At 39.3% G+C, this 20,331-nt stretch carries 22 protein-coding genes, 1 pseudogene and 1 riboswitch; of the genes and pseudogenes, 11 read left to right on the top strand and 12 right to left on the bottom strand.

Annotated features, from left to right (window positions below; all coding sequences use genetic code 11):
* Positions 1–80 precede the first annotated feature (80 nt).
* From J4G36_RS10465 to J4G36_RS10445, 5 genes are all read right to left on the bottom strand, one after another.
* On the bottom strand, positions 81–677 hold the full coding sequence (locus tag J4G36_RS10465) for a hypothetical protein (RefSeq protein ID WP_210469939.1): 597 nt from the start codon (positions 675–677) through the stop codon (positions 81–83).
* Position 678: 1 nt separating this feature from the next.
* The gene (locus J4G36_RS10460; protein WP_210469938.1) at positions 679–822 is read right to left on the bottom strand and encodes a hypothetical protein; all 144 of its coding nucleotides are present in this window, start codon (positions 820–822) and stop codon (positions 679–681) included.
* 23 nt (positions 823–845) lie between these two features.
* Positions 846–1,004 (bottom strand): hypothetical protein, encoded by a 159-nt coding sequence (locus tag J4G36_RS10455; protein ID WP_210469937.1) that lies wholly within the window; start codon positions 1,002–1,004, stop codon positions 846–848.
* A 79-nt stretch (positions 1,005–1,083) separates the two neighbouring features.
* Positions 1,084–1,353 carry a hypothetical protein gene (locus J4G36_RS10450; protein WP_246880476.1) on the bottom strand — a complete coding sequence of 90 codons (270 nt, stop codon included), beginning with the start codon at positions 1,351–1,353 and terminating at the stop codon, positions 1,084–1,086.
* A gap of 233 nt (positions 1,354–1,586) precedes the next feature.
* Positions 1,587–2,060: a hypothetical protein gene (locus J4G36_RS10445; protein ID WP_210469935.1), complete on the bottom strand. Its 474-nt coding sequence runs from the start codon at positions 2,058–2,060 to the stop codon at positions 1,587–1,589.
* A gap of 517 nt (positions 2,061–2,577) precedes the next feature.
* On the opposite strand from J4G36_RS10445, the gene J4G36_RS10440 reads away from it, so the two are divergent.
* A complete protein-coding gene (locus tag J4G36_RS10440) occupies positions 2,578–3,129 on the top strand; it encodes a hypothetical protein (RefSeq protein ID WP_210469934.1) in 552 nt (183 codons plus the stop codon).
* A gap of 21 nt (positions 3,130–3,150) precedes the next feature.
* Positions 3,151–3,321 (top strand): DUF4176 domain-containing protein, encoded by a 171-nt coding sequence (locus J4G36_RS10435; protein WP_210469933.1) that lies wholly within the window; start codon positions 3,151–3,153, stop codon positions 3,319–3,321.
* Between the two features lie 41 nt (positions 3,322–3,362).
* Here the strand turns inward: J4G36_RS10435 and J4G36_RS10430 are convergent, their stop codons facing one another.
* From J4G36_RS10430 to J4G36_RS10410, 5 genes are all read right to left on the bottom strand, one after another.
* Positions 3,363–4,382 carry a ThiF family adenylyltransferase gene (locus tag J4G36_RS10430; RefSeq protein WP_210469932.1) on the bottom strand — a complete coding sequence of 340 codons (1,020 nt, stop codon included), beginning with the start codon at positions 4,380–4,382 and terminating at the stop codon, positions 3,363–3,365.
* A complete protein-coding gene (locus J4G36_RS10425) occupies positions 4,379–5,146 on the bottom strand; it encodes a thiazole synthase (protein ID WP_305792224.1) in 768 nt (255 codons plus the stop codon). The genes J4G36_RS10430 and J4G36_RS10425 overlap by 4 nt, the downstream gene beginning before the upstream one ends.
* A 2-nt stretch (positions 5,147–5,148) precedes the next feature.
* Positions 5,149–5,355 (bottom strand): sulfur carrier protein ThiS, encoded by a 207-nt coding sequence (gene thiS, locus J4G36_RS10420; protein WP_210469930.1) that lies wholly within the window; start codon positions 5,353–5,355, stop codon positions 5,149–5,151.
* The gene (locus J4G36_RS10415; RefSeq protein WP_210469929.1) at positions 5,339–5,950 is read right to left on the bottom strand and encodes a thiamine phosphate synthase; all 612 of its coding nucleotides are present in this window, start codon (positions 5,948–5,950) and stop codon (positions 5,339–5,341) included. Before J4G36_RS10415 ends, thiS begins: the two co-directional genes overlap by 17 nt.
* A gap of 77 nt (positions 5,951–6,027) precedes the next feature.
* Positions 6,028–6,137: riboswitch (TPP riboswitch) on the bottom strand.
* A 229-nt stretch (positions 6,138–6,366) separates the two neighbouring features.
* A complete protein-coding gene (locus J4G36_RS10410) occupies positions 6,367–7,473 on the bottom strand; it encodes a GntR family transcriptional regulator (protein ID WP_210470528.1) in 1,107 nt (368 codons plus the stop codon).
* A 306-nt stretch (positions 7,474–7,779) separates the two neighbouring features.
* Between J4G36_RS10410 and J4G36_RS10405 the strand changes: the two genes are divergently transcribed.
* From J4G36_RS10405 to J4G36_RS10380, 6 genes are all read left to right on the top strand, one after another.
* Entirely contained in the window at positions 7,780–9,390 is a 1,611-nt protein-coding gene (locus J4G36_RS10405) for a xylulokinase (protein WP_210469928.1), read from the top strand.
* 21 nt (positions 9,391–9,411) lie between these two features.
* A complete protein-coding gene (locus J4G36_RS10400) occupies positions 9,412–10,107 on the top strand; it encodes an L-ribulose-5-phosphate 4-epimerase (RefSeq protein WP_210469927.1) in 696 nt (231 codons plus the stop codon).
* Between the two features lie 48 nt (positions 10,108–10,155).
* Positions 10,156–11,580 carry an L-arabinose isomerase gene (gene araA, locus J4G36_RS10395; protein ID WP_210469926.1) on the top strand — a complete coding sequence of 475 codons (1,425 nt, stop codon included), beginning with the start codon at positions 10,156–10,158 and terminating at the stop codon, positions 11,578–11,580.
* Positions 11,581–11,739: 159 nt separating this feature from the next.
* On the top strand, positions 11,740–13,149 hold the full coding sequence (locus J4G36_RS10390) for a sugar porter family MFS transporter (protein ID WP_210469925.1): 1,410 nt from the start codon (positions 11,740–11,742) through the stop codon (positions 13,147–13,149).
* 292 nt (positions 13,150–13,441) lie between these two features.
* The gene (locus J4G36_RS10385) at positions 13,442–14,083 is read left to right on the top strand and encodes an HD domain-containing protein (RefSeq protein WP_210469924.1); all 642 of its coding nucleotides are present in this window, start codon (positions 13,442–13,444) and stop codon (positions 14,081–14,083) included.
* Positions 14,084–14,321: 238 nt separating this feature from the next.
* Positions 14,322–15,047 (top strand): GDSL-type esterase/lipase family protein, encoded by a 726-nt coding sequence (locus tag J4G36_RS10380; RefSeq protein ID WP_210469923.1) that lies wholly within the window; start codon positions 14,322–14,324, stop codon positions 15,045–15,047.
* 204 nt (positions 15,048–15,251) lie between these two features.
* Here the strand turns inward: J4G36_RS10380 and J4G36_RS10375 are convergent, their stop codons facing one another.
* Both J4G36_RS10375 and J4G36_RS10370 read right to left on the bottom strand, forming a co-directional pair.
* Positions 15,252–16,025: an ABC transporter permease gene (locus tag J4G36_RS10375; RefSeq protein ID WP_210469922.1), complete on the bottom strand. Its 774-nt coding sequence runs from the start codon at positions 16,023–16,025 to the stop codon at positions 15,252–15,254.
* The gene (locus tag J4G36_RS10370; protein ID WP_210469921.1) at positions 16,012–16,986 is read right to left on the bottom strand and encodes an ABC transporter ATP-binding protein; all 975 of its coding nucleotides are present in this window, start codon (positions 16,984–16,986) and stop codon (positions 16,012–16,014) included. Before J4G36_RS10370 ends, J4G36_RS10375 begins: the two co-directional genes overlap by 14 nt.
* A 420-nt stretch (positions 16,987–17,406) precedes the next feature.
* Between J4G36_RS10370 and J4G36_RS10365 the strand changes: the two genes are divergently transcribed.
* The 3 genes and pseudogenes from J4G36_RS10365 to J4G36_RS10355 all read left to right on the top strand — a co-directional run bounded on the left by J4G36_RS10365 (position 17,407) and on the right by J4G36_RS10355 (position 20,282).
* Entirely contained in the window at positions 17,407–18,309 is a 903-nt protein-coding gene (locus J4G36_RS10365; RefSeq protein WP_368668752.1) for an alpha/beta hydrolase, read from the top strand.
* A 378-nt stretch (positions 18,310–18,687) separates the two neighbouring features.
* A complete protein-coding gene (locus J4G36_RS10360; protein WP_210469920.1) occupies positions 18,688–18,927 on the top strand; it encodes a hypothetical protein in 240 nt (79 codons plus the stop codon).
* A 1-nt stretch (position 18,928) separates the two neighbouring features.
* A pseudogene (locus tag J4G36_RS10355) lies at positions 18,929–20,282 on the top strand (tripartite tricarboxylate transporter permease).
* The last annotated feature ends 49 nt before the right edge of the window (positions 20,283–20,331 follow it).

Genomic DNA, 20,331 nt, shown 5'->3' with positions numbered 1-20,331 from the left:
AGCACCACAAATAACAGGTGGTGCTTTTTCTAAATTCGTTTTTCGATATTCTTTCTGAAGCCATAAAAAAAAGGACTTCTTTAAGGTCCTTTTGTCTTAGTAAATTTAGCTTTCAGAAGGTAAGCAACGTCATATTTATCTAATTCATTCATATGACCTTCCGGATCTTCAAAAAAATCAATTGAAAGACTACTCATCCTTCCATCACTTGAATAACCGAAATATGCTAACACTAGCTCACCTTCGATAGGATTATTCTTGCCTTGGAGGTTGTCCCAAACGCTTGCCATATCATCAAGATTATCCTCAAAATTACTTACAGAACCCATACCACTCTTACCGCTAATTCCAATATTAAATGTCTGCTGTTTTCCATCTTCATCTGGTTTAGAAGTTGTAAAAATAATAGAACCTTTTCCCTCTACATCTGTTATTAAAGAGCTTATTGCATCATTAACCAATTTACCTGATTCATATTTTTCAACCCATACTGATACTTCTTTATAATCACTGTCAATATTGAAGTCGAATACAAATGATTTATCTGAAGTAGTTGAAATTATTGCACGCTCTCTCTCTGTTAATTCAACAGCGGAAATCGTATTTGATTTTGGATTGTTAGTACAGGCACTTAAAACAAATATCAACAGGACTACTAGTGTTGTTAACCGTTTCATTTTATTCCCCCAATTGATAGGTACTTTTTATTTTTTCGATTTCTTCTTTAAGTCTTTTATTTTCTTTTTTGACTTTTGCTACATCATCTATCGTAAATCCTAAGGCTGCCATTGTGAGAAATACCAAAATTGTAGTAAAAGACATAATAGTGCCCCCCTTTTTTACAATTATTTCGCTCGAAACAGCAATATTCCCAAAAGGATAATAGCTGCAATACTTAGCCCCTTAACAAGCCATACGCTGAATCCAAAGATTAGTGCACAAACAAGATAAGCAATCCAAACACTTATTGTTAAAAATAATAAACCTGGACGTTTTTTATTCATAATACGTCGCCTGCTCTCTAGTAAAAGAACTTACTAATTGAGTATACGTAAAATATCGCGCGGGGGTTTCAAGAAATGATTAGAAGTATAAGAAATATGATAGAGAAAAAAATAAAACCATATACACACCAGATCTAACCCAAATGAGTATTTTATTTATGCCTGCTTTCTTTTCTAAGTAATTGATATAGACAATCGTTAATATAACGCCAAGAGATATCATTAAGCTTCCATTATAATCATTTACTTTAGCTAGATGCCCGATTGCAGCTAAAGCAATAAGTAAAATACCGATCGTACCCAAACTCATATTAATATAAATAGATTGCTTGTTATTTTTCAAAACCATTCCTCCTAATTAAATTGAAATGTAGTCCATATTTAATGTAACAATCTATCTCTTTTAATAACACCTATGCTTATCATAATAATTCCCATCCAAAGTACTGCAAAGCCCGTAGTAAAATAGGCCGTTCTTGCTTCTACCAAATACAGGCCTACAAGAAACGGACCCAAACTTAAACAATATATAGCCAGACCGATTTTAATATACATCCGTTAAAACCATCTCCTCTCATTCCCTTAATTTTTCATCAAATAGATATAACCATCTCTTCTATCAACCTGAAAAGTTAAATCATCTTGTGCTCTGAGCAAAGAGGCAGGAGTTGATTTAGTAGAAGTGTGATCCCTGAAATAAATGCCGTATCCATTATTCGCAGGGTATCCATATAAATAACAAACCACTTTTCCATCCTTCATGAAAACCAATTGATTCATACCTTCACTGACTGTTTCACTAATTGTTCCCCACTTGTAGCCGACGGTCTCATAGATAATATCTTTGGATGTATATGGGTCAAACGAATACACAAGATCCCATTCGAATGGCGTCCCATCGGATAAATTCACCGACTCTGCGGATTCTTCAATGCTCAGTACTTCCTGTTTCAACATGGTTTCATTGACTTCCCATATATCTTTTTTAATAACTTTCACGAATAGAACAGTGAACAGTATTATGACAGCTATTACCAGCACCTTTTTCTTTGTCATACTGATTTTCCCCTTTACGGACTGTTTGTTGAATTATCAAATTTCCATTCCTTAGGCTTTATTATACCTGAGATGTCGAACGAAACCTTCGAAGAATATAAATTATCATAGATTTATATGAAGGGACTAAAACCATTGTGGTTTATAGTCCCTTTTCATGTGTGTTAATTCATCCCAATAATTCCGCAGCAATTTTCTTTGCCGCTACAATATCCTTCGTTCCGTGTACAAGCATGCGCCCGTCGCGAAAAAGAGCGAGTCGATGGGGGTTTTAAGACATTGTCTTAAAAGTAGAAAAGTATAGCGTGCCTATTATTAGAGCGGACATTGATTTTTACGCGTAGGCGGAGAGGATATTGTTGTCTGAATATGATTAAATAATAGTGTAACCATTATGGGGATTGTATGATCAAAACAGCCGAAGAAGGAATAAAATCGGTTGGTAATGCTGTCTGTAGAGGGATTTATAAATGGTTTAGGCACAGTGTTTGGTTGACAGTAAAGGATGTGAGGTAGATTGGGAAGGTCCTATGTTGCAATTTATCAAGATAAAGAACTCAATTCTCATTTATACTTTGATTTTGAGATGAATGAGTTTTTTACGATTGCAGAGAGGAAAAGTAGTGGCCTCGTAGTTATAACAAGTTTTGTAGCGATTCTCTTCTATGCATTTATGAGTAAAGCTTCATTGGATATTGGTCTTAAACCAGTTAGTATAGTCTGGATTTGCATGGTTTTAGGGACGATTATTGGTTTTATTAGTGTGAAGTTAACCACTAATGCTATTAACAAAGGCTTAAAGAAAAGAAGAAAAGCTGTAAATCCAACTGGAGAACAATTAAATAAATATATTCAAGAAGGAAAAAAACAATTCAAAACACTGGTTTTTATTATTATTTTTATCCTCTTTTTTAATCTATTAACTGCTACCCTATTGCTAATAATGCCAGAAAGTTTGTTATTGATGCTCTCAACTATTGCGATGTGGGCGGTTTTTATACTAGTTGTCTGGTTGATCAGGCCAATAAAAAGAACGCTAGTGTACAAACAAATAAAAAGTGAACTATAAATAGGTTAGGGAGATATAGAGATGAAGCTATTACCTTTATATAATAATGGCGGGACAATCGGATATTTTGACTATGGCGCTTGTTTATATCCAAATGGACAAGTCGATCAAAAAACATTTTTCTTCAACGAAGCAGATATTGAAGATATTTTGATTGAAACGGTGACGATTTTAGAAATATTTTCAGATTGAGAGAAGAATCCGTGATGAATACGGATTCTTCTTTTATTCATTCATCCCAACAAGCCCGCAGCAATTTTCTTCGCCGCTACAATATCTTTCGTTCCGTGTATGAGCATGCGGCCGTCGCGAAAAAGAACGAGTCGATGGCCGTCGTATTCACAAGCGAGTAGATGTGGGTTGTGTACGAGTTTTGATACGGTTCCACGAATGGATTCCGCGAAAGCGTCGAGTTCAAACTGACGACTTTTTGGCCATGATAATTGGACAGTGTCGCGACCGCAAAGCACTGCTGTGCGCATCGATTCTTTGGCTGAAAGAAATGGATAGGTAGGATTCTCAGAACAGCTCGGACAATTATCCTTCTTCAACTTGCTGACATCGATCGACGCACGTTCACCTGTCCATAAGTTTGTGGACTGCAGTTTTGGTGGAAATTTTGTGCCGGTGACATATTTTAGTACGTCTGCAACTTGGCGTGCCGCAGTTGTGACAACGATTGGGCTAATGACGCCCACTGTGTCACACGTCATCGTTTGTGCAGGTAATGTTTCAAGTAAACAGTGAAGACAAGGTTGTCCGTTTTTAATTCCAATCGGGAAGGTTAGCCCATAACTGCCGACGCAAGCCCCCATGAAAAAGGGAATGCCGCCAAGCTTTAACGCCGCGTCGTTGGCAAGCAGGCGGATTTCGATATTATCTGTTCCGTCTACAATAAAATCATGCCCCTTGATTAAATCCAGCACATTATCGGGAGTGACATCGACGACAATTCCCGTTACATCGACATCACTATTAATGGCGGTCAATCGTTTTTCCGCCGCCACAGCTTTCGGCAATTGATCGATGACGTCTTGTTCGGTGTACAGTTGTTGGCGGTGTAAGTTGGTCCAGTCAATAATGTCGCGGTCGACGATTGTGATTCGTCCGATACCGGCGCGGACGAGCATTTCGCCGGCAGAAGAACCAAGTGCACCAGCCCCAAGGATGAATACACTTGCGTTGCGAATTAACGCCTGACCTTCTTCACCGATTGGCGTGAATAATTCTTGACGTGAATAGCGTTCGTTCAATTGGGTAGCAATCCTTCCATCGGGCTACTCGCAACGGCATAATCACGTTCCGGCATCCGCCCAGCTTCATATCCGAGGCGTCCCGCTTCAATTGCGAGTTTCATTGCGATAGCCATTTTCACAGGATCCGCCGCTTCCGAAACGGCTGTATTCAATAACACGGCGTCCGCACCAAGTTCCATCGCATGGGCGGCGTCTTTCGGGGAGCCGATACCGGCATCGATAATAACGGGCACATTCGATTGTTCGATAATGAATGACAAGTTTAGCGGGTTTAAAATTCCGCGACCTGATCCAATCGGGGATGCACCAGGCATGATTGCGTGAACCCCCATTTCGCATAATCGGCGGGCCAGAACGACATCATCTGACGTATATGGCAGTACGATGAATCCTTCCTCGAGAAGCATTTCAGTCGCGCGCAACGTTTCCACAGGATCTGGCAATAAAGAGTGATCACATCCGATAATTTCAACTTTCACCATGTCACAAAGTCCCGAAGCCTGCGCAAGTTTCGCGATGCGCACAGCTTCTTCCGCTGTTTTCGCACCGGCCGTATTTGGCAATAATGTATATTTCGACAAGTCAAGTTGTTCGAGGAAATTTGGTTGCGACGGTTCAAAAATATTCATCCTTCTCACCGCAAACGTTAAGATTTCTGCCTCTGAAACCCGAACCGCTTCTTTCTGCGTTTCAAATGATGGGTATTTACCAGTTCCCAATAATAATCGTGATGAAAATGTTTTATCTGCAATTTTTAGCATGCTCATCCGCCTCCCACAAAGTGAATAATTTCGATTTGATCCCGGTCTTTAATTGGCTTGTCATAAGCTTCTTTAGCGACAATTTCTTTATTTAATTCAACGATGAGAATCCGGTCTGCAAGATCCAGGTTTTCAAGTAACTGTTGAACGTTCCCAACCTCCGACGGTATTTCATGCGAATTGCCATTTAACTCAATTGTTTTCGTCATAATAAACTCCCCCTTTTATTGCATCATAGTAGGTTTTTGCAGCTGTGATTGCGTTGTCGCTGCCGAAAATCGACGACATGACAGCCACGCCAGCTACATCCAAATCATTAATATGGCTCGGTTTAATTCCCCCAATTGCATACACAGGAATTGAGAGTGCGGAAATGATTTTGTTAAGTTCATCTGTTCCGCGTGGTGGCAATTGTGCTTTCGAATTTGTTTCATATACATGACCATACAAAACCCAGTCCGCACCTTCACGCATAGCCGTTTTCGCTTCTTCGTATGAATGAACCGATCTTCCAAATGAGAGCGCAGGGAAGTGGTCCTTTAAAAGTGACAACGGCAAACCATGTCCAGGCAGCTGCACTTTATGAATGTTTGCCATCGTTGCCAGGTCCGCACGCCCGTGCACGATTATTTTCATTTGATCAAACCCGGCTAGCTTTAGCTTACGGATTAATTCAAAAACTTCGGCATCAGTTTTGGACTTCTCACGTAAAATAACCGCGTCAATATACGGTTCAATCGCAAGAAGCATCCCCGCTAATTTGTGAATGGCCAGTCGATCATCTGTTACGGCAATCAGTTTCACATCGTTCCTCCTTTAAACACAAAAAGACCACTCTCCCGGTAGGAAAGTGGTCGGATGTAAGCAAATTTATGCACACACAAGAAGACACGCCACATCCCTACGCAGGTACAAACCCGATCAGGTAATAAGGGTATCGGAGTAAACACTCGTCTCTCAGTCCTTTAAAAGGATTCCCCTAATGGTCAAATTAGTATGAAGTTTTCAACATCTCTGTTCCTAAATAGCATAGCAAAGATTTGGTGACAGTGCAAAAAAAGATTTGAAAATTAGGTACCTGTGCAAGGCACTATTCAGAAAATACACTACAATTGCATGAAGTGGAAAGAGGGTACCTGCTGTATAAAGACTTGTTGAATTCCTTTTGGGTTTTTATTCGGGGTTTTGAATAGTCATTATTGTGTCTTGCACAGGTACCTTCAATTGGATTGTTTTTTTGTCAAATCTTTTACGGTTTCGCCTTTAATTAGATCTGGTTGATAATAGTATTCGTTCAGCAGGTCGTGCCTTCCTTGTAATTTTTTAATAATCCAATCCGCTGCATCGCGCCCCATTTGTTCTTGTGGGTGAGTTAAAGTGGTTAATTTGATATCAGCGTTTTGGGCAATATAAGAATTGTCTTGACCAATAATTGATAGATCTTCTGGAATAGAAATACCTAGTTGTTTGCACTGATTTGCAACGACAAGGCCGACCTCATCGTTATAGCAGGCAATGGCAGTTAACACTTCTCTATTTTCATTTAGAAACGATCTCAAGTTAGTAGACAAATCTGGCTTCGACTCTGTGTCGTATGAAAAAACGAGATCTGGATGAAAGGGTAATTTAGCCTCACCGAGCGCTTTTATATATCCTTTCATTCGGAACTTTCCTTGTAAATCATCCATTTTTGAGATAAGCCCAATTTCTGTGTGCCCATTTGATATCAATTCTTTGGTTGCCAGATAGCTTGACTGCACATCATCGAGAGAAAGATAAGGCACGTCTAGTTCTTCGTAATAAGCATTGATCATGATGAACGGAATATCATGCTCCTTGAATGATAGATAATAGGCAATGTTTGGATTGTATAAGTTGCTTTTTGTAGGTTCGACAATCAAACCATCCACACCATATGACAACATCATTTCCAAGGCTTTTTTCTCCTGTTCAACATCATTATTCGTACTAGCCAATAGTAAGGAATAATTATCTTCCTTCAATCTACTCTCTATTCCACGAATAATGGATGGAAAAATATAATCAGAAATATATGTTGTGATTACACCAATTGTCTTGTTGTTAGAATTTCTAACATTTATGGATTGGTATTGGTTACTAACGTAAGTGCCAGATCCTTTCTCGCTCCTTAAAAATCCCTCATTTGATAATTCAAAAAGAGCTTTTCGAACAGTGTGGCGGCTAACATTGTACTTTTCTTGCAGAACGGATTCAGTGGGTATTTTATCTGAAACGTTATACTCGCCTGAAAGTATTTTACTTTTTATAGCATCAATGATGATTTGATATTGATACTTTGGTCTCATCACATTCACTTCTTTCATTATTTCGCATCCTAATTAATCTGAGCAAAAAGTTGTCTGTATATATTTTGCCATAGTTTTGAATCAATTACAAAAGAATATCACCTATTTTTAGTAGGAGAGGCCAGGACTTTCATAAGAAAGATGTACGCAACAATATTTATTGTGTTGACAAATGTACGTACAGCATTTAAAGTGAAATTGTAATGTTATGAGAGTAAGAAATAATGAAATATTAAAGATAGAGGAAAAAGAAAGCGTTTTCTTTTGATTTGAGATTTTGAAAGAGATATCAGAAAGGGGAATAACGTGAAAACAAACAAAGTAAACATTCAAGAGGCGATTGCTAAGGGAGAGACCTCACTTGGAATTGAATTCGGATCGACACGTATAAAAGCAGTATTAATAGATAATCGTTTTGAAACAATAGCAACTGGAAGTTATGAATGGGAGAATCGTCTGGAAGATGGAATTTGGACGTACAACTTAGTTGATATTATCACTGGTTTGCAAGCGGCTTACAGTGAAATGAAACAAAAAGTTGAATTAGAATTTGGAATCACCATTCGAACAATTGGTTCCATTGGAGTTTCGGCAATGATGCATGGATATATGGCTTTTGACAAAACAGGTGAACAACTTGTTCCGTTTCGTACATGGCGTAATACAACAACCAGTTCTGCAGCTAAAGAATTAACGAGTTTGTTTCAATTCAATATCCCTGAGAGATGGAGTATTGCTCATCTGTACCAGGCAATTTTAAATGAAGAAAAACACTTGCCTCGCATCGACTATATTACAACTTTAGCAGGTTTTATTCATTGGTTGCTTTCCGGGGAAAAGGTTCTTGGTATTGGAGATGCATCGGGCATGTTCCCGATTGATGAATCTACGCAGGATTACAATGAAGCAATGCTCAAGCAGTTTGATAATCAAATTGCTAAGAAAGATTATCCGTGGACATTAAAAGACATTCTTCCAAAGGTTTCTATTGCAGGAGAACAAACAGGGGAACTAACTCAAGTTGGCGCGAAAATTCTCGATCGATCAAGGAATTTACAACCTGGCATCCCGATTTGTCCGCCAGAAGGAGATGCGGGGACAGGGATGGTTGCTACGAATAGTGTAAGGAAGCGTACTGGAAATGTTTCAGTCGGAACCTCAGTATTTTCCATGATTGTATTAGAGAAAGAACTTTCGAAAGTTTATCCGGAAATAGATTTGGTTACTACGCCAAATGGTAGTCCGGTTGCAATGGTACATGCGAATAACTGCTCAAGTGATCTCAATGCATGGCTTGGTTTGTTCCGTGAATTTTCAAAGGCGATGGGACAAGAAGTTAACACAAACCAATTATTTGAAGTGATGTTGAATAAAGCTTTGGAGGCGGATCCGGATGGTGGTGGCTTGCTCAGCTATGGCTATTATTCAGGCGAGAATATTACAGGTTTAGCACAAGGGCGCCCCTTATTTGTTCGATCGCCAGAGAGTAACTTTAACTTAGCAAATTTTATGCGAACACATCTATTTTCAGCCTTTGGTGCTTTAAAAATAGGGATGGATATTTTGACGAAGAAAGAAAACGTCTCTATTGATGGGATTTTAGCGCATGGTGGTTTATTTATCACACCTGTCGTTGGACAAAAAATTGTTGCAGCTGCAATGAATGTACCAGTTTCAGTGATGGAAACAGCCGGAGAAGGTGGTGCATGGGGAATGTCAATTCTTGCATCCTACATGAGAAATAAAAAACAAGATGAAAGTTTAGAAGACTTCCTCGACAATAATGTCTTTAAAGACGTTGATGGGAAAGAAATTTATCCTGATGGACTGGACGTTACTGGATTTGAGGAATTTATGGAGCGATATGAAAAAGGGTTAGTAATTGAAAAGGCTGCTGTAGCTCATTTGATTATTTAAGTGAAAAGAGGAGGAATGAATGTGCTAGAAAAACTGAAAGAAGAAGTATTTCAAGCAAATTTGGACTTGCCGAAACATGGACTCGTGAAATTTACATGGGGAAATGCAAGTGCTTTTGATCGTGAGAGTGGTTTATTTGTTATCAAACCGAGTGGTGTTGATTATGACACGATGAAAGCGAGTGATATGGTCGTTGTTGATTTAGATGGAAACGTTGTTGAAGGCACGTTAAATCCATCATCAGATACAGCAACGCACGCTGTACTTTATAAGCATTACCCAGAAATCGGCGGCATCGTTCATACGCATTCAACGTGGGCGACGATTTGGGCACAGGCGGGACTAGATGTACCGGCAATGGGGACCACGCATGCGGATACATTTTATGGTTCTGTACCATGCGCTCGCTTCTTGACCCAAGAAGAGATTGACGATGGATATGAAGTCGAAACTGGTAAAGTAATTATCGAAACATTTGAAGAACGCGGGTTAGATATTTTCGCCGTTCCCGGTGTATTACTACGTGGGCATGCCCCGTTTACTTGGGGAAAAGATGTTCAAGAAGCGGTAATGAATAGTGTCGTTCTTGAGGAAGTATCAAAAATGAATTTATATACACGCGAACTAAATCGTTTTGCCGAAGAACTACCACAAGGGATCTTGGATAAACATTACCTGAGGAAGCATGGAGAAGATGCTTATTATGGGCAGAAATAACAAGGTTATGAAACAAGGAAAATAGTAAATTATGAAAAGGGGATAATTATGATAACCATGGAGAAAAAAGAATTTTGGTTTGTAGTAGGAGCCCAAGAGTTGTATGGCGAGGAAGCGTTAAAGGACGTTAAGGCTAATGCGCAAAAGATAACTGATGCACTAAATGAAAGCGGTATTTTACCTTATACGCTAAAATTACAAGATTTAGCTGTTAGTGCCGATAAAATTACTAGTATCATGAAAGAAGTTAACTACCGTGATGAAGTTGTCGGTGTTATAACATGGATGCATACATTCTCACCTGCAAAAATGTGGATTCGCGGTACAAAATTATTGCAAAAACCATTACTTCATTTAGCGACACAATTTAATGAAAGTATTCCATGGAAAACGATAGACATGGATTTTATGAATCTTAATCAATCAGCTCATGGTGACCGTGAATATGGATTTATAAATGCGCGTTTAAATAAACAAAATAAAGTTGTTGTCGGTTATTGGAATCGTCCTGAGGTGAAACAACAAATCGCAGACTGGATGGATGTTGCGGCAGCTTATAACGAAAGTTTCAACATTAAGGTTGCTCGTTTCGGTGATAACATGCGTCATGTGGCAGTTACCGATGGGGATAAAATTGAAGCGCAAATCCAATTTGGATGGACTGTGGATTACTTTGGTATTGGCGACTTAGTCCAATACGTTAAAGCTGTAAAGGAAGAAGAAATTGATGATCTATTTGCGGAGTATGCTACCCTGTATGAATTTGACTACGGAACTAACAGTCAGGAAGACTGGGAGGCTAGTGTAAAAGTACAAGTTAGCTATGAAATTGCCATGAAGCGTTTCCTAGATGACGGTGGATACACTGCTTTCACGACTAACTTTGAAGATTTACATGGGATGAAACAGCTCCCTGGTCTTGCGGTTCAACGTTTAATGGGACAGGGATATGGGTTTGCTGGCGAAGGGGATTGGAAAACTGCAGCACTTGATCGTTTGCTCAAAGTGATGAGCCATAACCAATCAACAGGATTTATGGAAGACTATACATATGAATTAGCTGAAGGACAAGAATCGATTCTTCAATCACATATGCTTGAGGTCGATCCAACTTTAGCAAGTAATAAACCAAAGATTATTGTATCTCCTTTAGGTATTGGTGATCGAGAAGACCCTGCACGATTAGTGTTTGACGGAAAAGCAGGAGACGGTGTCGTTGTTTCAATGGCTGACTTTGGAACAAATTTCAAACTGTTAATTAACGAAGTGACTGCATTTGAGCCAACTGAAGAAGCTCCTAATCTACCAGTAGCTCGTGTACTTTGGAATGTGTTCCCTAACTTCCAAGATGGCGTTAAAGCTTGGATTGAAAATGGCGGTGGACATCACACGGTTGTTTCACTTAATTTAACAACTGACCAAATTGTAACTTATGCAAAACTGGTTGGATTGGAATACGTAGTGATTAAGTAATAACTTGTCCTCCGGGGGGGTTTCAACTTCCTTGGAGGTAATTTATTCCGGAAAAGTTGAAGAGTGAGAATGGAAACACTCGGTAAAGTGATTTCACGTAAAATGTAAGCGGTTAAACATGGAGAAGTAGAAATTTAAAGCCTAAAAGGGGGAATTTTAATGATTAAGGAAAAGAAAGTCTCAAGTCGCTTCATATACTTTTTCGGGGCTTTTGGCGGAATTTTATTTGGATATGATATTGGTGTTATGACAGGCGCTTTACCTTTTCTACAACAAGATTGGAATATCGAAAATGCTGCAGTTATTGGCTGGATTACATCTTCAATCATGTTAGGTGCAATTATCGGAGGCGCTTTGGCCGGACAACTTTCGGACCGTTTAGGGCGGCGCAAGATGATCTTAATAGCTGCTGTAATTTTCGTTATCGGGTCTATTTTGTCAGGAATAGCACCTCCCAATGGACATTATTTTTTAATAGCTGCTCGAATTTTCTTAGGAATGGCCGTTGGTGCTGCTTCCGCGTTAGTCCCAGCCTATATGTCGGAAATGGCTCCCGCACATTTACGAGGACGTTTGTCGGGCATCAACCAAACAATGATTGTTTCTGGAATGTTACTCTCTTACATTGTTGATTATTTATTAAGTGGTCTACCGGCAACAATGGCGTGGAGGTTAATGCTTACAATGGCAGCTGTGCCTGCTTTGATATTATTTTTCGGCGTATTGAAGTTACCTGAATCACCACGATTTTTAATCAAGAATAATAAACTCGACGAAGCACGTAGAGTTTTGAGCTATCTTCGACCTAAAGAAACACTTGAATCTGAAATTAATCAAATTCAAGAGGCTGCTGAACAGGAAAAACTGGCAAGTCAAAATACATCATGGGGTTCATTATTAAGTAGTAAATACCGTTATTTACTCATCGCTGGAGTGGGCGTTGCCGCTTTTCAACAATTCCAGGGGGCAAACGCAATTTTTTACTACATTCCAATGATTGTAGAAAATGCAACAGGAACTGCCGCTAGTACAGCGTTGATGTGGCCAATTATTCAAGGGATTATTCTCGTTTTAGGTTCATTACTATTCCTTGTGATTGCTGATAAATTTAAACGTCGTACGCTATTAACGTTGGGTGGAACGGTCATGGGGCTGTCCTTTATTTTGCCGGCGATTTTGCAAAAAGTAATTCCAGATGCAAATCCAATGATGATTGTTGTATTTTTAAGTATTTATGTAGCATTCTATTCATTCACATGGGCTCCTTTAACTTGGGTCATTATAGGAGAAATATTCCCATTGATGATTCGTGGGCGAGCCTCGGGAGTGGCTTCATCATTTAACTGGATAGGATCTTTCTTGGTTGGGTTAATGTTCCCGATTATGATTGCTACAATATCTCAAGAAGCTGTTTTTGCGATCTTCGGCGTTATTTGTTTACTTGGCGTTGCCTTTGTTCGAATCCGAGTTCCTGAAACTCGCGGTTATACCTTAGAGGAAATTGAGAGTATGGAAGAAAGTAGACAAGCAAAGCAAAAAAGTGCGTTACTAGAGCGGGCAGGTTTGTAAAGGACTAAAAGAAGCTCTCTCCATAATATTCTGGTGGTCGGATTAATACTCCGACCATTTTTTTATGGGCGCATTGCATTAAATACAAGAAAGGTTTGTAGATGTCGATGAAAACTTCTTAATAAATCTAGCATAGCGCCGGAGAATCGTATGACTTTCCTTGAAATAAGTCGAATCGGTTTTTGAGAGGGGAGAGTTAGGAACCGCTTTTTTGCATACTTTCGTGCGGATTAGGGAAGATAATATAAGTAAACTTACATACCCCAGAAAATATAGAAAGGTGATGATTGAGATGGGTGTCCATCAATATTTTAAAAGTTTATCGGATTTAGAACAAATCATTCGTTGTCCAGGAAAATTCAAATTTCAGGAGCATTCTGTCGCTAGTCATTCATTTAAGGTGACCAAAATTGCGCAGTTCCTCGGGACCGTCGAAGAGCAATCCGGTCAAAAAGTGGATTGGAGAGTCCTCTATGAAAAGGCACTGAATCATGATTATGCAGAACTATTCACAGGTGATATCAAGACGCCTGTAAAATATGCTTCGAAAGAACTGAAACAATTATTTAGTGAAGTAGAGGAACAGATGACAAGAAAGTTTGTAGAAAAAGAACTTCCAGCTGAGTTCCAAGCCATATATTTAGAGCGGTTTAAAGAAGGTAAAGACAAGACGTTAGAGGGCCGCATTTTATCCGTTGCTGATAAAATCGATCTGCTTTATGAAGCATTCGGTGAAATTCAAAAGGACAATCCGGAGCCGTTATTTATAGAAATCTACGAAGAAGCGTTAAGAACAATCCTTCTGTTTCAAGAGATGAATTGTGTGAAATACTTCCTAGAACATATTCTGACCGATATGCTCGATGAGAAATTCACTGAACATGGCGAGTTGGCTGGCATTGCCACACGGATCATTGACGAGCATAGGGATTAAAAAAATAGGTACCTGTGCAAGACACTATTCGGATAATACACTACAATTGCATAAACTGAAAAGGGGATACCGACTAGGTAACGCTTTGTCGATATCCTTTTGGTTTTTTATTCGAGGCTGCGAATAGTCATAATTGGGCCTTGCACAGGTACCTTCCTAGGTATCTCTCAAAAACGATACCTCACAAAAGGTTCCGCGCAAACGTCTCACGAGTAGCATTGAAGGGGGATTTGAAAACATGTATAAAAAGCTAGCGATTTCATCAATCGTTCTGAATCTAATTCTTTTCGGGGTAATTGGGTATGCGATTCATCTGAAGGGCGGCATTCCTTTTGTTGTGGATTATGTATCTGCAAAGCTGTCGGATACTAATAAGGAAAATGAATTTGATGATTATTATAAAACGCGTTTATCTATATTTAAAGAAAGTGAAGAAAAGGACGTTATTTTTTTGGGAGATAGTTTAACTGATTTTAACGATTGGGCAGAGTCTTTTCCGGAATTGAATGTCGGGAATCAGGGGATAGCAGATGATACAACATCTGGCGTACTGTATCGTTTGAAGGAAACTACAAATCTTAAACCTTCTAAGCTATTTATTTTGATTGGCATCAACGATCTTATTAATGGCGTTTCTCGAGATGTCATTTTAAAGAATTACGCATCCATACTTGAAGAAATCAGCAAAGATACGCCAAACACAGAAGTGTATATTCAAAGCTTGTTGCCTACCAATCCTGACCTGACTTATAAGAATATCGATAAAGATGATATTTTGTGGTTAAACGATAACATTAAGAAACTTGCAACTGACAACGGATATACATATATTGATCTCTATTCTTTGTTTGTGGATGGAAATGATGAACTGGATAAACAGTGGACTATAGATGGGATTCATTTGAATGGGTCTGGGTATGAGGTATGGCAAGAAACTTTGAGAGAGTTTGGGGTTAATAGATGATAAGTTTTTGGTGCCAGTTTTTGGTACCTGTGCAAGACACTATTCAGGTAATACACTACAATTGCATAAAGTGAAAAGGGGATATCGACTATAGAAAGCTTTGTCGATATCCCTTTTGGTTATTTATTCGAATCGGAGAATAGTCATAATTGGGCCTTGCACAGGTACCTTTTTCGCGAATGGCTTTTAATTCAGAAACTAAAATTAATAATGCGCAAGCAATCCCTTTTTCATCGCGACTCGTTCGCAATAGAAAAAGAATAGTAGACCTAATGCGAAGTAAAAAATGGCGTTAAAGCCGAGAATCATGAAATCTCCTAAACCAATTTGGGTTAAGGTAACGCCCTCAATCATTATTTGTCGTACAAGATCGACACCCTTGACGAAAGGAAGGAAAGCAAAAAATGGTGCGACGGACAATGGGATAAAAGTTAACGCAGCTAATACAAATTGCAAAATTTGTAAAAAAGCTTGAACCTGTTTCAATATGATCGATATTCCAGCAATCATAAACCCGACGCCGAACATACTTATTAAAGTAAGGATGAGAACAGGCATGATGGATATGGCATCAATGTTTAGCCACTGTCCAGTTGTAAGCATTGATACATAAAGCAACCCGACGATTATGAAAAAATATAGGACGGTAGTTGCCAGTAGTCGGGTCACCATAATTCGCCAAATACCCATTGGGGACATGCAAAGTTGTTCAAGTGTACCGCGCATTGCCTCATTCGTAATTTCCCAGCCAATACTGTTCATCACAGTCATCGCTAGAAACCAAAAGATATAATTGACAATTGTATATTGGATATTAATGTCTTGTGTACTTGGATCGCCAATCAACTGGATTCCAGTGAACATGCCGAGAAAAATGATGTAAAACGTAAAGACCATAGCCAACGTATTCGGTAGATATCGTTTCAATTCGATATATTCTTTTCGTACATTTGCCTTCAGGAGGTTAGCCCAAAACATATTCTTTTTCCCCCTTTACAATCTTCATGAAAATTTGTTCGAAGTTTATAGTATTGCGGTCAATAGATTCTACAGGCGTATTTTCCATTTTTAACACGTCAAATAAATCATAAATCTCATCACTCTTCGTTAAATGAATTTGTAGGATTGATTGCATCGTATCGGTTGTATATTCATATTGTGGAAACTTTTGTTGTAAGATATGTTGTTGTTGCTCGCTCAAAACATCCCCGAGCGTTATCGAATACGCACGAACTTCAAATAGTTTCATAAGATTTTCGACTTTATCATCAACAACGATTTTTCCATCGTTAATGATCACTGTTCGATCACATAAATCTTGGATAACATTCATGTCGTGAGAACTGATGATAATTGTTCGGTTATAATCTTTTACAATTCTACTTAATAATTCACGTACTTCATACCCTGTTTCCACATCCAACCCAAGCGTAGGCTCGTCTAATAAGATGACATCACTATTCGCAAGCATCGCCACAGCAATCGCAAGCTTTTGCTGCATCCCGCGTGAAAGCCGATTCACAAGTTCGTTTTCCTTCTCTTTTAAATTAAAACTATCTAAAAGGTCCTCGATTTGATTGGCAACTTCTTTACGTGATGCACCTCGATTCCCTGCAAAATACTCAAGGTTTTCCCTTACTGTTAACCGCCAATACAAATTTCGATTCCCTTCTAACACCGCACTAATATGTTTCAATGCCCCAAGGCGCTTCTCACGATTGTTCATACCGTTAATCGTAATTGTGCCTGAATCAGGAATCAGTAAACCGCAAATCATTTTAATGGTCGTCGTCTTCCCAGCACCATTCGGCCCTAATAACCCGAGGATCTCGCCTTTGTTCACTGTGAAGGAAACATCGCTGACTGCTTGGATGTGTTCTTTAGACTTTCTTTTTTTGTATGATTTCATAAGTTTTTTTACTTCTATGATGGGTTCCATTGATAACGCCCTTTCTACTGCTAAGTATTTAGCTTTAGATAGGGTTCTATATTTGTGTGGGGGAATCCTTTATTTTAGTTGAGGGGAATCATTTTTAGGTACCTGTGCAGGATACTATTCAGACAATACACTACAATTGTATAAGGTGAAAAAGGTAGAGCGATTAATTAAGACTTTGTTGATATCTTTTTGGTTTTTTATTCGAAACTGTAAATAGTCATAATTGCACCGTGCACAGGTACCTTTTTTCAAGCCACTTTGGTAATTCATGTAATAACAATAAAACCCCACATATAGGCCCTAATATCTAGTATAATATTGATATGCATATATTAATGCATAAAGCTAGAATGTTAGGGGCTGAGAACGATTCGAATTAGATGGAAAAGGTTATTGTTACTTTTTGTTGCTATCTTCTTGGTGATTCAAATCGTGGGTAGTTTCTTTATATATGGGTTAGCGATTGAGCGAGGCCCTAAAGAGTACTTGGAAGACAATGCGGATTTAGAAGTGTCCGATGAGACGATGGACCTTTATATAAATGGTAGTTGGATAGATTGGGTGGCTGATCAACCGTTTCAAAAAGTTACGATCCCGTCACGTGATGGGTTGCAACTAATTGGTTACTTTTTACCTGCGTCTCAACCAACAAATAAAGTGGTTGTTTTAACGCACGGATATTTAGGAGAAGCGTGGCAAATGGGGTTGTTTGGACAGTATTATAACGAGTTAGGTTATGATATTTTCATGCCAGATGCTCGAGGCCATGGATTGAGCGAGGGCGATTACTATGGATTCGGCGGGCCAGATCGATTCGATGTCATTGATTGGACGCGTTTTTTAGTGGAGGAACTTGGAAAGAATACCGAAGTCATCTACCACGGTTTATCGATGGGGGCTGCAACAGTCTTAATGACGAGCGGCGAAGCAGATCTTCCAAAGCAAGTGAAGGCGATTATTGCGGATAGTCCGTATGAATCCGTCTATGAATTATTTAAGTATCAACTGAAGAAGATGTTTTATATGCCGGCATTTCCGCTGTTGGATGGTGCAAGCTTGTTGATGAAAATGAAAACAGGGTATTCATTCAAAAAAGCAGATGCATTAAAAGAAGTGGAGAAAACGAAAGTTCCGATTTTGTACATCCACGGGGAAAGTGATACATTTGTGCCGACAGAGATGTCGAAGGATTTGTATCAGCATACGGCCAGTGAAAAAGAACTTTTATTGATACCGAACGCGAACCACGGTGAATCCTTTGCATTGGCAGAAGACGAATATAAAATGAAGGTCAATCATTTTCTTGATCGATATTTGAATTAGTGTCGGATACTTCAATATGCAACCTCATTTGTTGACAGGGTAATATTACTCTATGGCAAATGAGGTTTTTTATTAATTTTTGAGGTACCTGTGCAAGACACTAATCAGATAATACACTACAATTGCATAATGTGAAAAAGGGGTATCGACTGTATAAGGCTTTGTCGATATCCTTTTGGCTTTTTATTCACGGTCGTGAATAGTCATAATTGCACCTTGCACAGGTACCTAGGAGGGGGGCGTTGTATTGATTTCATTGACTGAGCTTTGTTGTGGTGGTAATTCGGGTATGATAAACTGATGTGAATTATATTCAACTGAGTTGAATTGGCGACGGTGTTGACGGTTTTGATAGCGAACTATTAAGGAGGGGTTTTATTGGAAGAGGACAGGAATAAAAACTACTTCGATATTTGGGGAGATAATGTCGATTTGAAAGATCTTTGTATTTCTATGGGAATTTCGGTTGTGTTTACGCTTGGTGGATTTTTAATCGCTTGGGGCGCTGACCCGCAACCATTAATATTTGGTCTCGTTGGCGGGCTTATTGGATTTTTTATAAGTGTCTTTATTATTAGGCCGAAAAGGAAAGTTTCAGAAGAGGGAGAGGAGGGATAGCGTGGATGCGTCGATCATTATTCAAATGATATTGGCAAGTGTCGGGGGCGCAGTTATTTATACAATTATTGGGATTGCTCCTGGAACGGATGAAACGGCGGTTCTTGCTCCAGTTACATTAGCGCTTGTACTGCTCGGGGTATCACCTTATGTTGTTTTAGCGTTCTTTATGGCAGCAATTGTCGCAAAGAAGTTGACGGACTCGATTCCAGTCGCAGTCGCGGGTATTCCCGGAGGTGTCATGGCTGCTCCGATGGTAGAGCACGCGATGGTTTTGAAGGAACATGGCTTACCCGATGTTAGTATCAAGAAAATGGCTTCAGGATCAGTTATCGGAACACTGATTTCAATTCCTGCAAGTTTATTAATCGCAAGCCTGATTCTTCCGATAGCGGATAAAATTAGTGCACATGCGGGACTCATTTTCTTATTAGGTGCCATCTTTCTTGCACTAATGACGAAGAATAAAATATTGTCGTTAGCCATTATCGTCCCTTTTGCACTTCTAATTCAAGGATTACGGCACCTTTATTGGGGGTTGGAGATTATTCCACCTACTAAAACTGTGTTTGTTTCATTCTTCCTTGGAATTACGATTGGGCCGATCATCTATAAATTGTTTGCATTGTTGGATAAAGATTATCGAGACGAACAACCCTCACTTGGGGACAAAGAAATTGTTTTGAAAAAGTCTGTTCCGGAAAAAGGGTTTCCGAATCCGTTTAAGATTTTAACTAGGAAAGAAATTGGGACCGCATCACTCGGAAGTGTATTGGGGTCCGTTACATTTTTCTTATCCCCAGTTGGCATGACTGTTTTTCTAGGCGAGTTTTTGACGCGACATATAAAAGATCCAGTAAAAAGGGCATCGCGCGCGATTTCCACGATGGATGCGCTGACAAACGCGTCATACATATCGGGCACATTGGTGCCGCTTATCGCAATCGGCTTACCGCTTTCACCGATGGCTATCGGACCGGCGAGTGCGTTATTCAACGCGCCCCCTGTTTTCACGCCGGAACACAATATTCATCATATCCTCACGATGAGTGAAATTATGATTGTTTCGATTATCGGGGCGGCAGTCGCAATCTTTGTTACTTATTACGCTACGATTAGATATGCAAGTGAAATTAGTAGATTTGTATTCAAACGGATTCCGCATGAAGCTTTGATTGGCTTATTTACGGGGCTTGTTGTCATGTTGGCTTATATGGATGCCGGGTGGATTAATATTTTTGGCGTCATGATCGTTGCGCTCGTGTCTGGCTTGCTTCATAGGACATGGCGTTAACTACGGCGTGATGTTTATGGTGTTGTATGCAGCTCCTTGGTTGATTGGGTTGTTTGGTTGAGTTTTTTAGGTACCTGTGCAAGACACTATTCAGTTAATACACTACAATT

Origin of the sequence: Sporosarcina sp. 6E9, assembly GCF_017921835.1 — a bacterium.
Classification (GTDB): domain Bacteria; phylum Bacillota; class Bacilli; order Bacillales_A; family Planococcaceae; genus Sporosarcina.
Note: the sequence above shows the minus strand (reverse complement) of the source record. Positions and strands in the feature narration are given on the sequence as shown.

What these genes read in the sequence shown, in the direction of transcription:
- J4G36_RS10465 (WP_210469939.1), bottom strand. Translation starts at nt 677, where the DNA reads ATGAAACGGTTAACAACACTAGTAGTCCTGTTGATATTTGTTTTAAGT.
- J4G36_RS10460 (WP_210469938.1), bottom strand. Translation starts at nt 822, where the DNA reads ATGTCTTTTACTACAATTTTGGTATTTCTCACAATGGCAGCCTTAGGA.
- J4G36_RS10455 (WP_210469937.1), bottom strand. Translation starts at nt 1,004, where the DNA reads ATGAATAAAAAACGTCCAGGTTTATTATTTTTAACAATAAGTGTTTGG.
- J4G36_RS10450 (WP_246880476.1), bottom strand. Translation starts at nt 1,353, where the DNA reads ATGGTTTTGAAAAATAACAAGCAATCTATTTATATTAATATGAGTTTG.
- J4G36_RS10445 (WP_210469935.1), bottom strand. Translation starts at nt 2,060, where the DNA reads ATGACAAAGAAAAAGGTGCTGGTAATAGCTGTCATAATACTGTTCACT.
- J4G36_RS10435 (WP_210469933.1), top strand. Translation starts at nt 3,151, where the DNA reads ATGAAGCTATTACCTTTATATAATAATGGCGGGACAATCGGATATTTT.
- J4G36_RS10425 (WP_305792224.1), bottom strand. Translation starts at nt 5,146, where the DNA reads ATGCTAAAAATTGCAGATAAAACATTTTCATCACGATTATTATTGGGA.
- thiS (WP_210469930.1), bottom strand. Translation starts at nt 5,355, where the DNA reads ATGACGAAAACAATTGAGTTAAATGGCAATTCGCATGAAATACCGTCG.
- J4G36_RS10410 (WP_210470528.1), bottom strand. Translation starts at nt 7,473, where the DNA reads ATGAGACCAAAGTATCAATATCAAATCATCATTGATGCTATAAAAAGT.
- araA (WP_210469926.1), top strand. Translation starts at nt 10,156, where the DNA reads ATGATAACCATGGAGAAAAAAGAATTTTGGTTTGTAGTAGGAGCCCAA.
- J4G36_RS10390 (WP_210469925.1), top strand. Translation starts at nt 11,740, where the DNA reads ATGATTAAGGAAAAGAAAGTCTCAAGTCGCTTCATATACTTTTTCGGG.
- J4G36_RS10385 (WP_210469924.1), top strand. Translation starts at nt 13,442, where the DNA reads ATGGGTGTCCATCAATATTTTAAAAGTTTATCGGATTTAGAACAAATC.
- J4G36_RS10380 (WP_210469923.1), top strand. Translation starts at nt 14,322, where the DNA reads ATGTATAAAAAGCTAGCGATTTCATCAATCGTTCTGAATCTAATTCTT.
- J4G36_RS10375 (WP_210469922.1), bottom strand. Translation starts at nt 16,025, where the DNA reads ATGTTTTGGGCTAACCTCCTGAAGGCAAATGTACGAAAAGAATATATC.
- J4G36_RS10370 (WP_210469921.1), bottom strand. Translation starts at nt 16,986, where the DNA reads ATGGAACCCATCATAGAAGTAAAAAAACTTATGAAATCATACAAAAAA.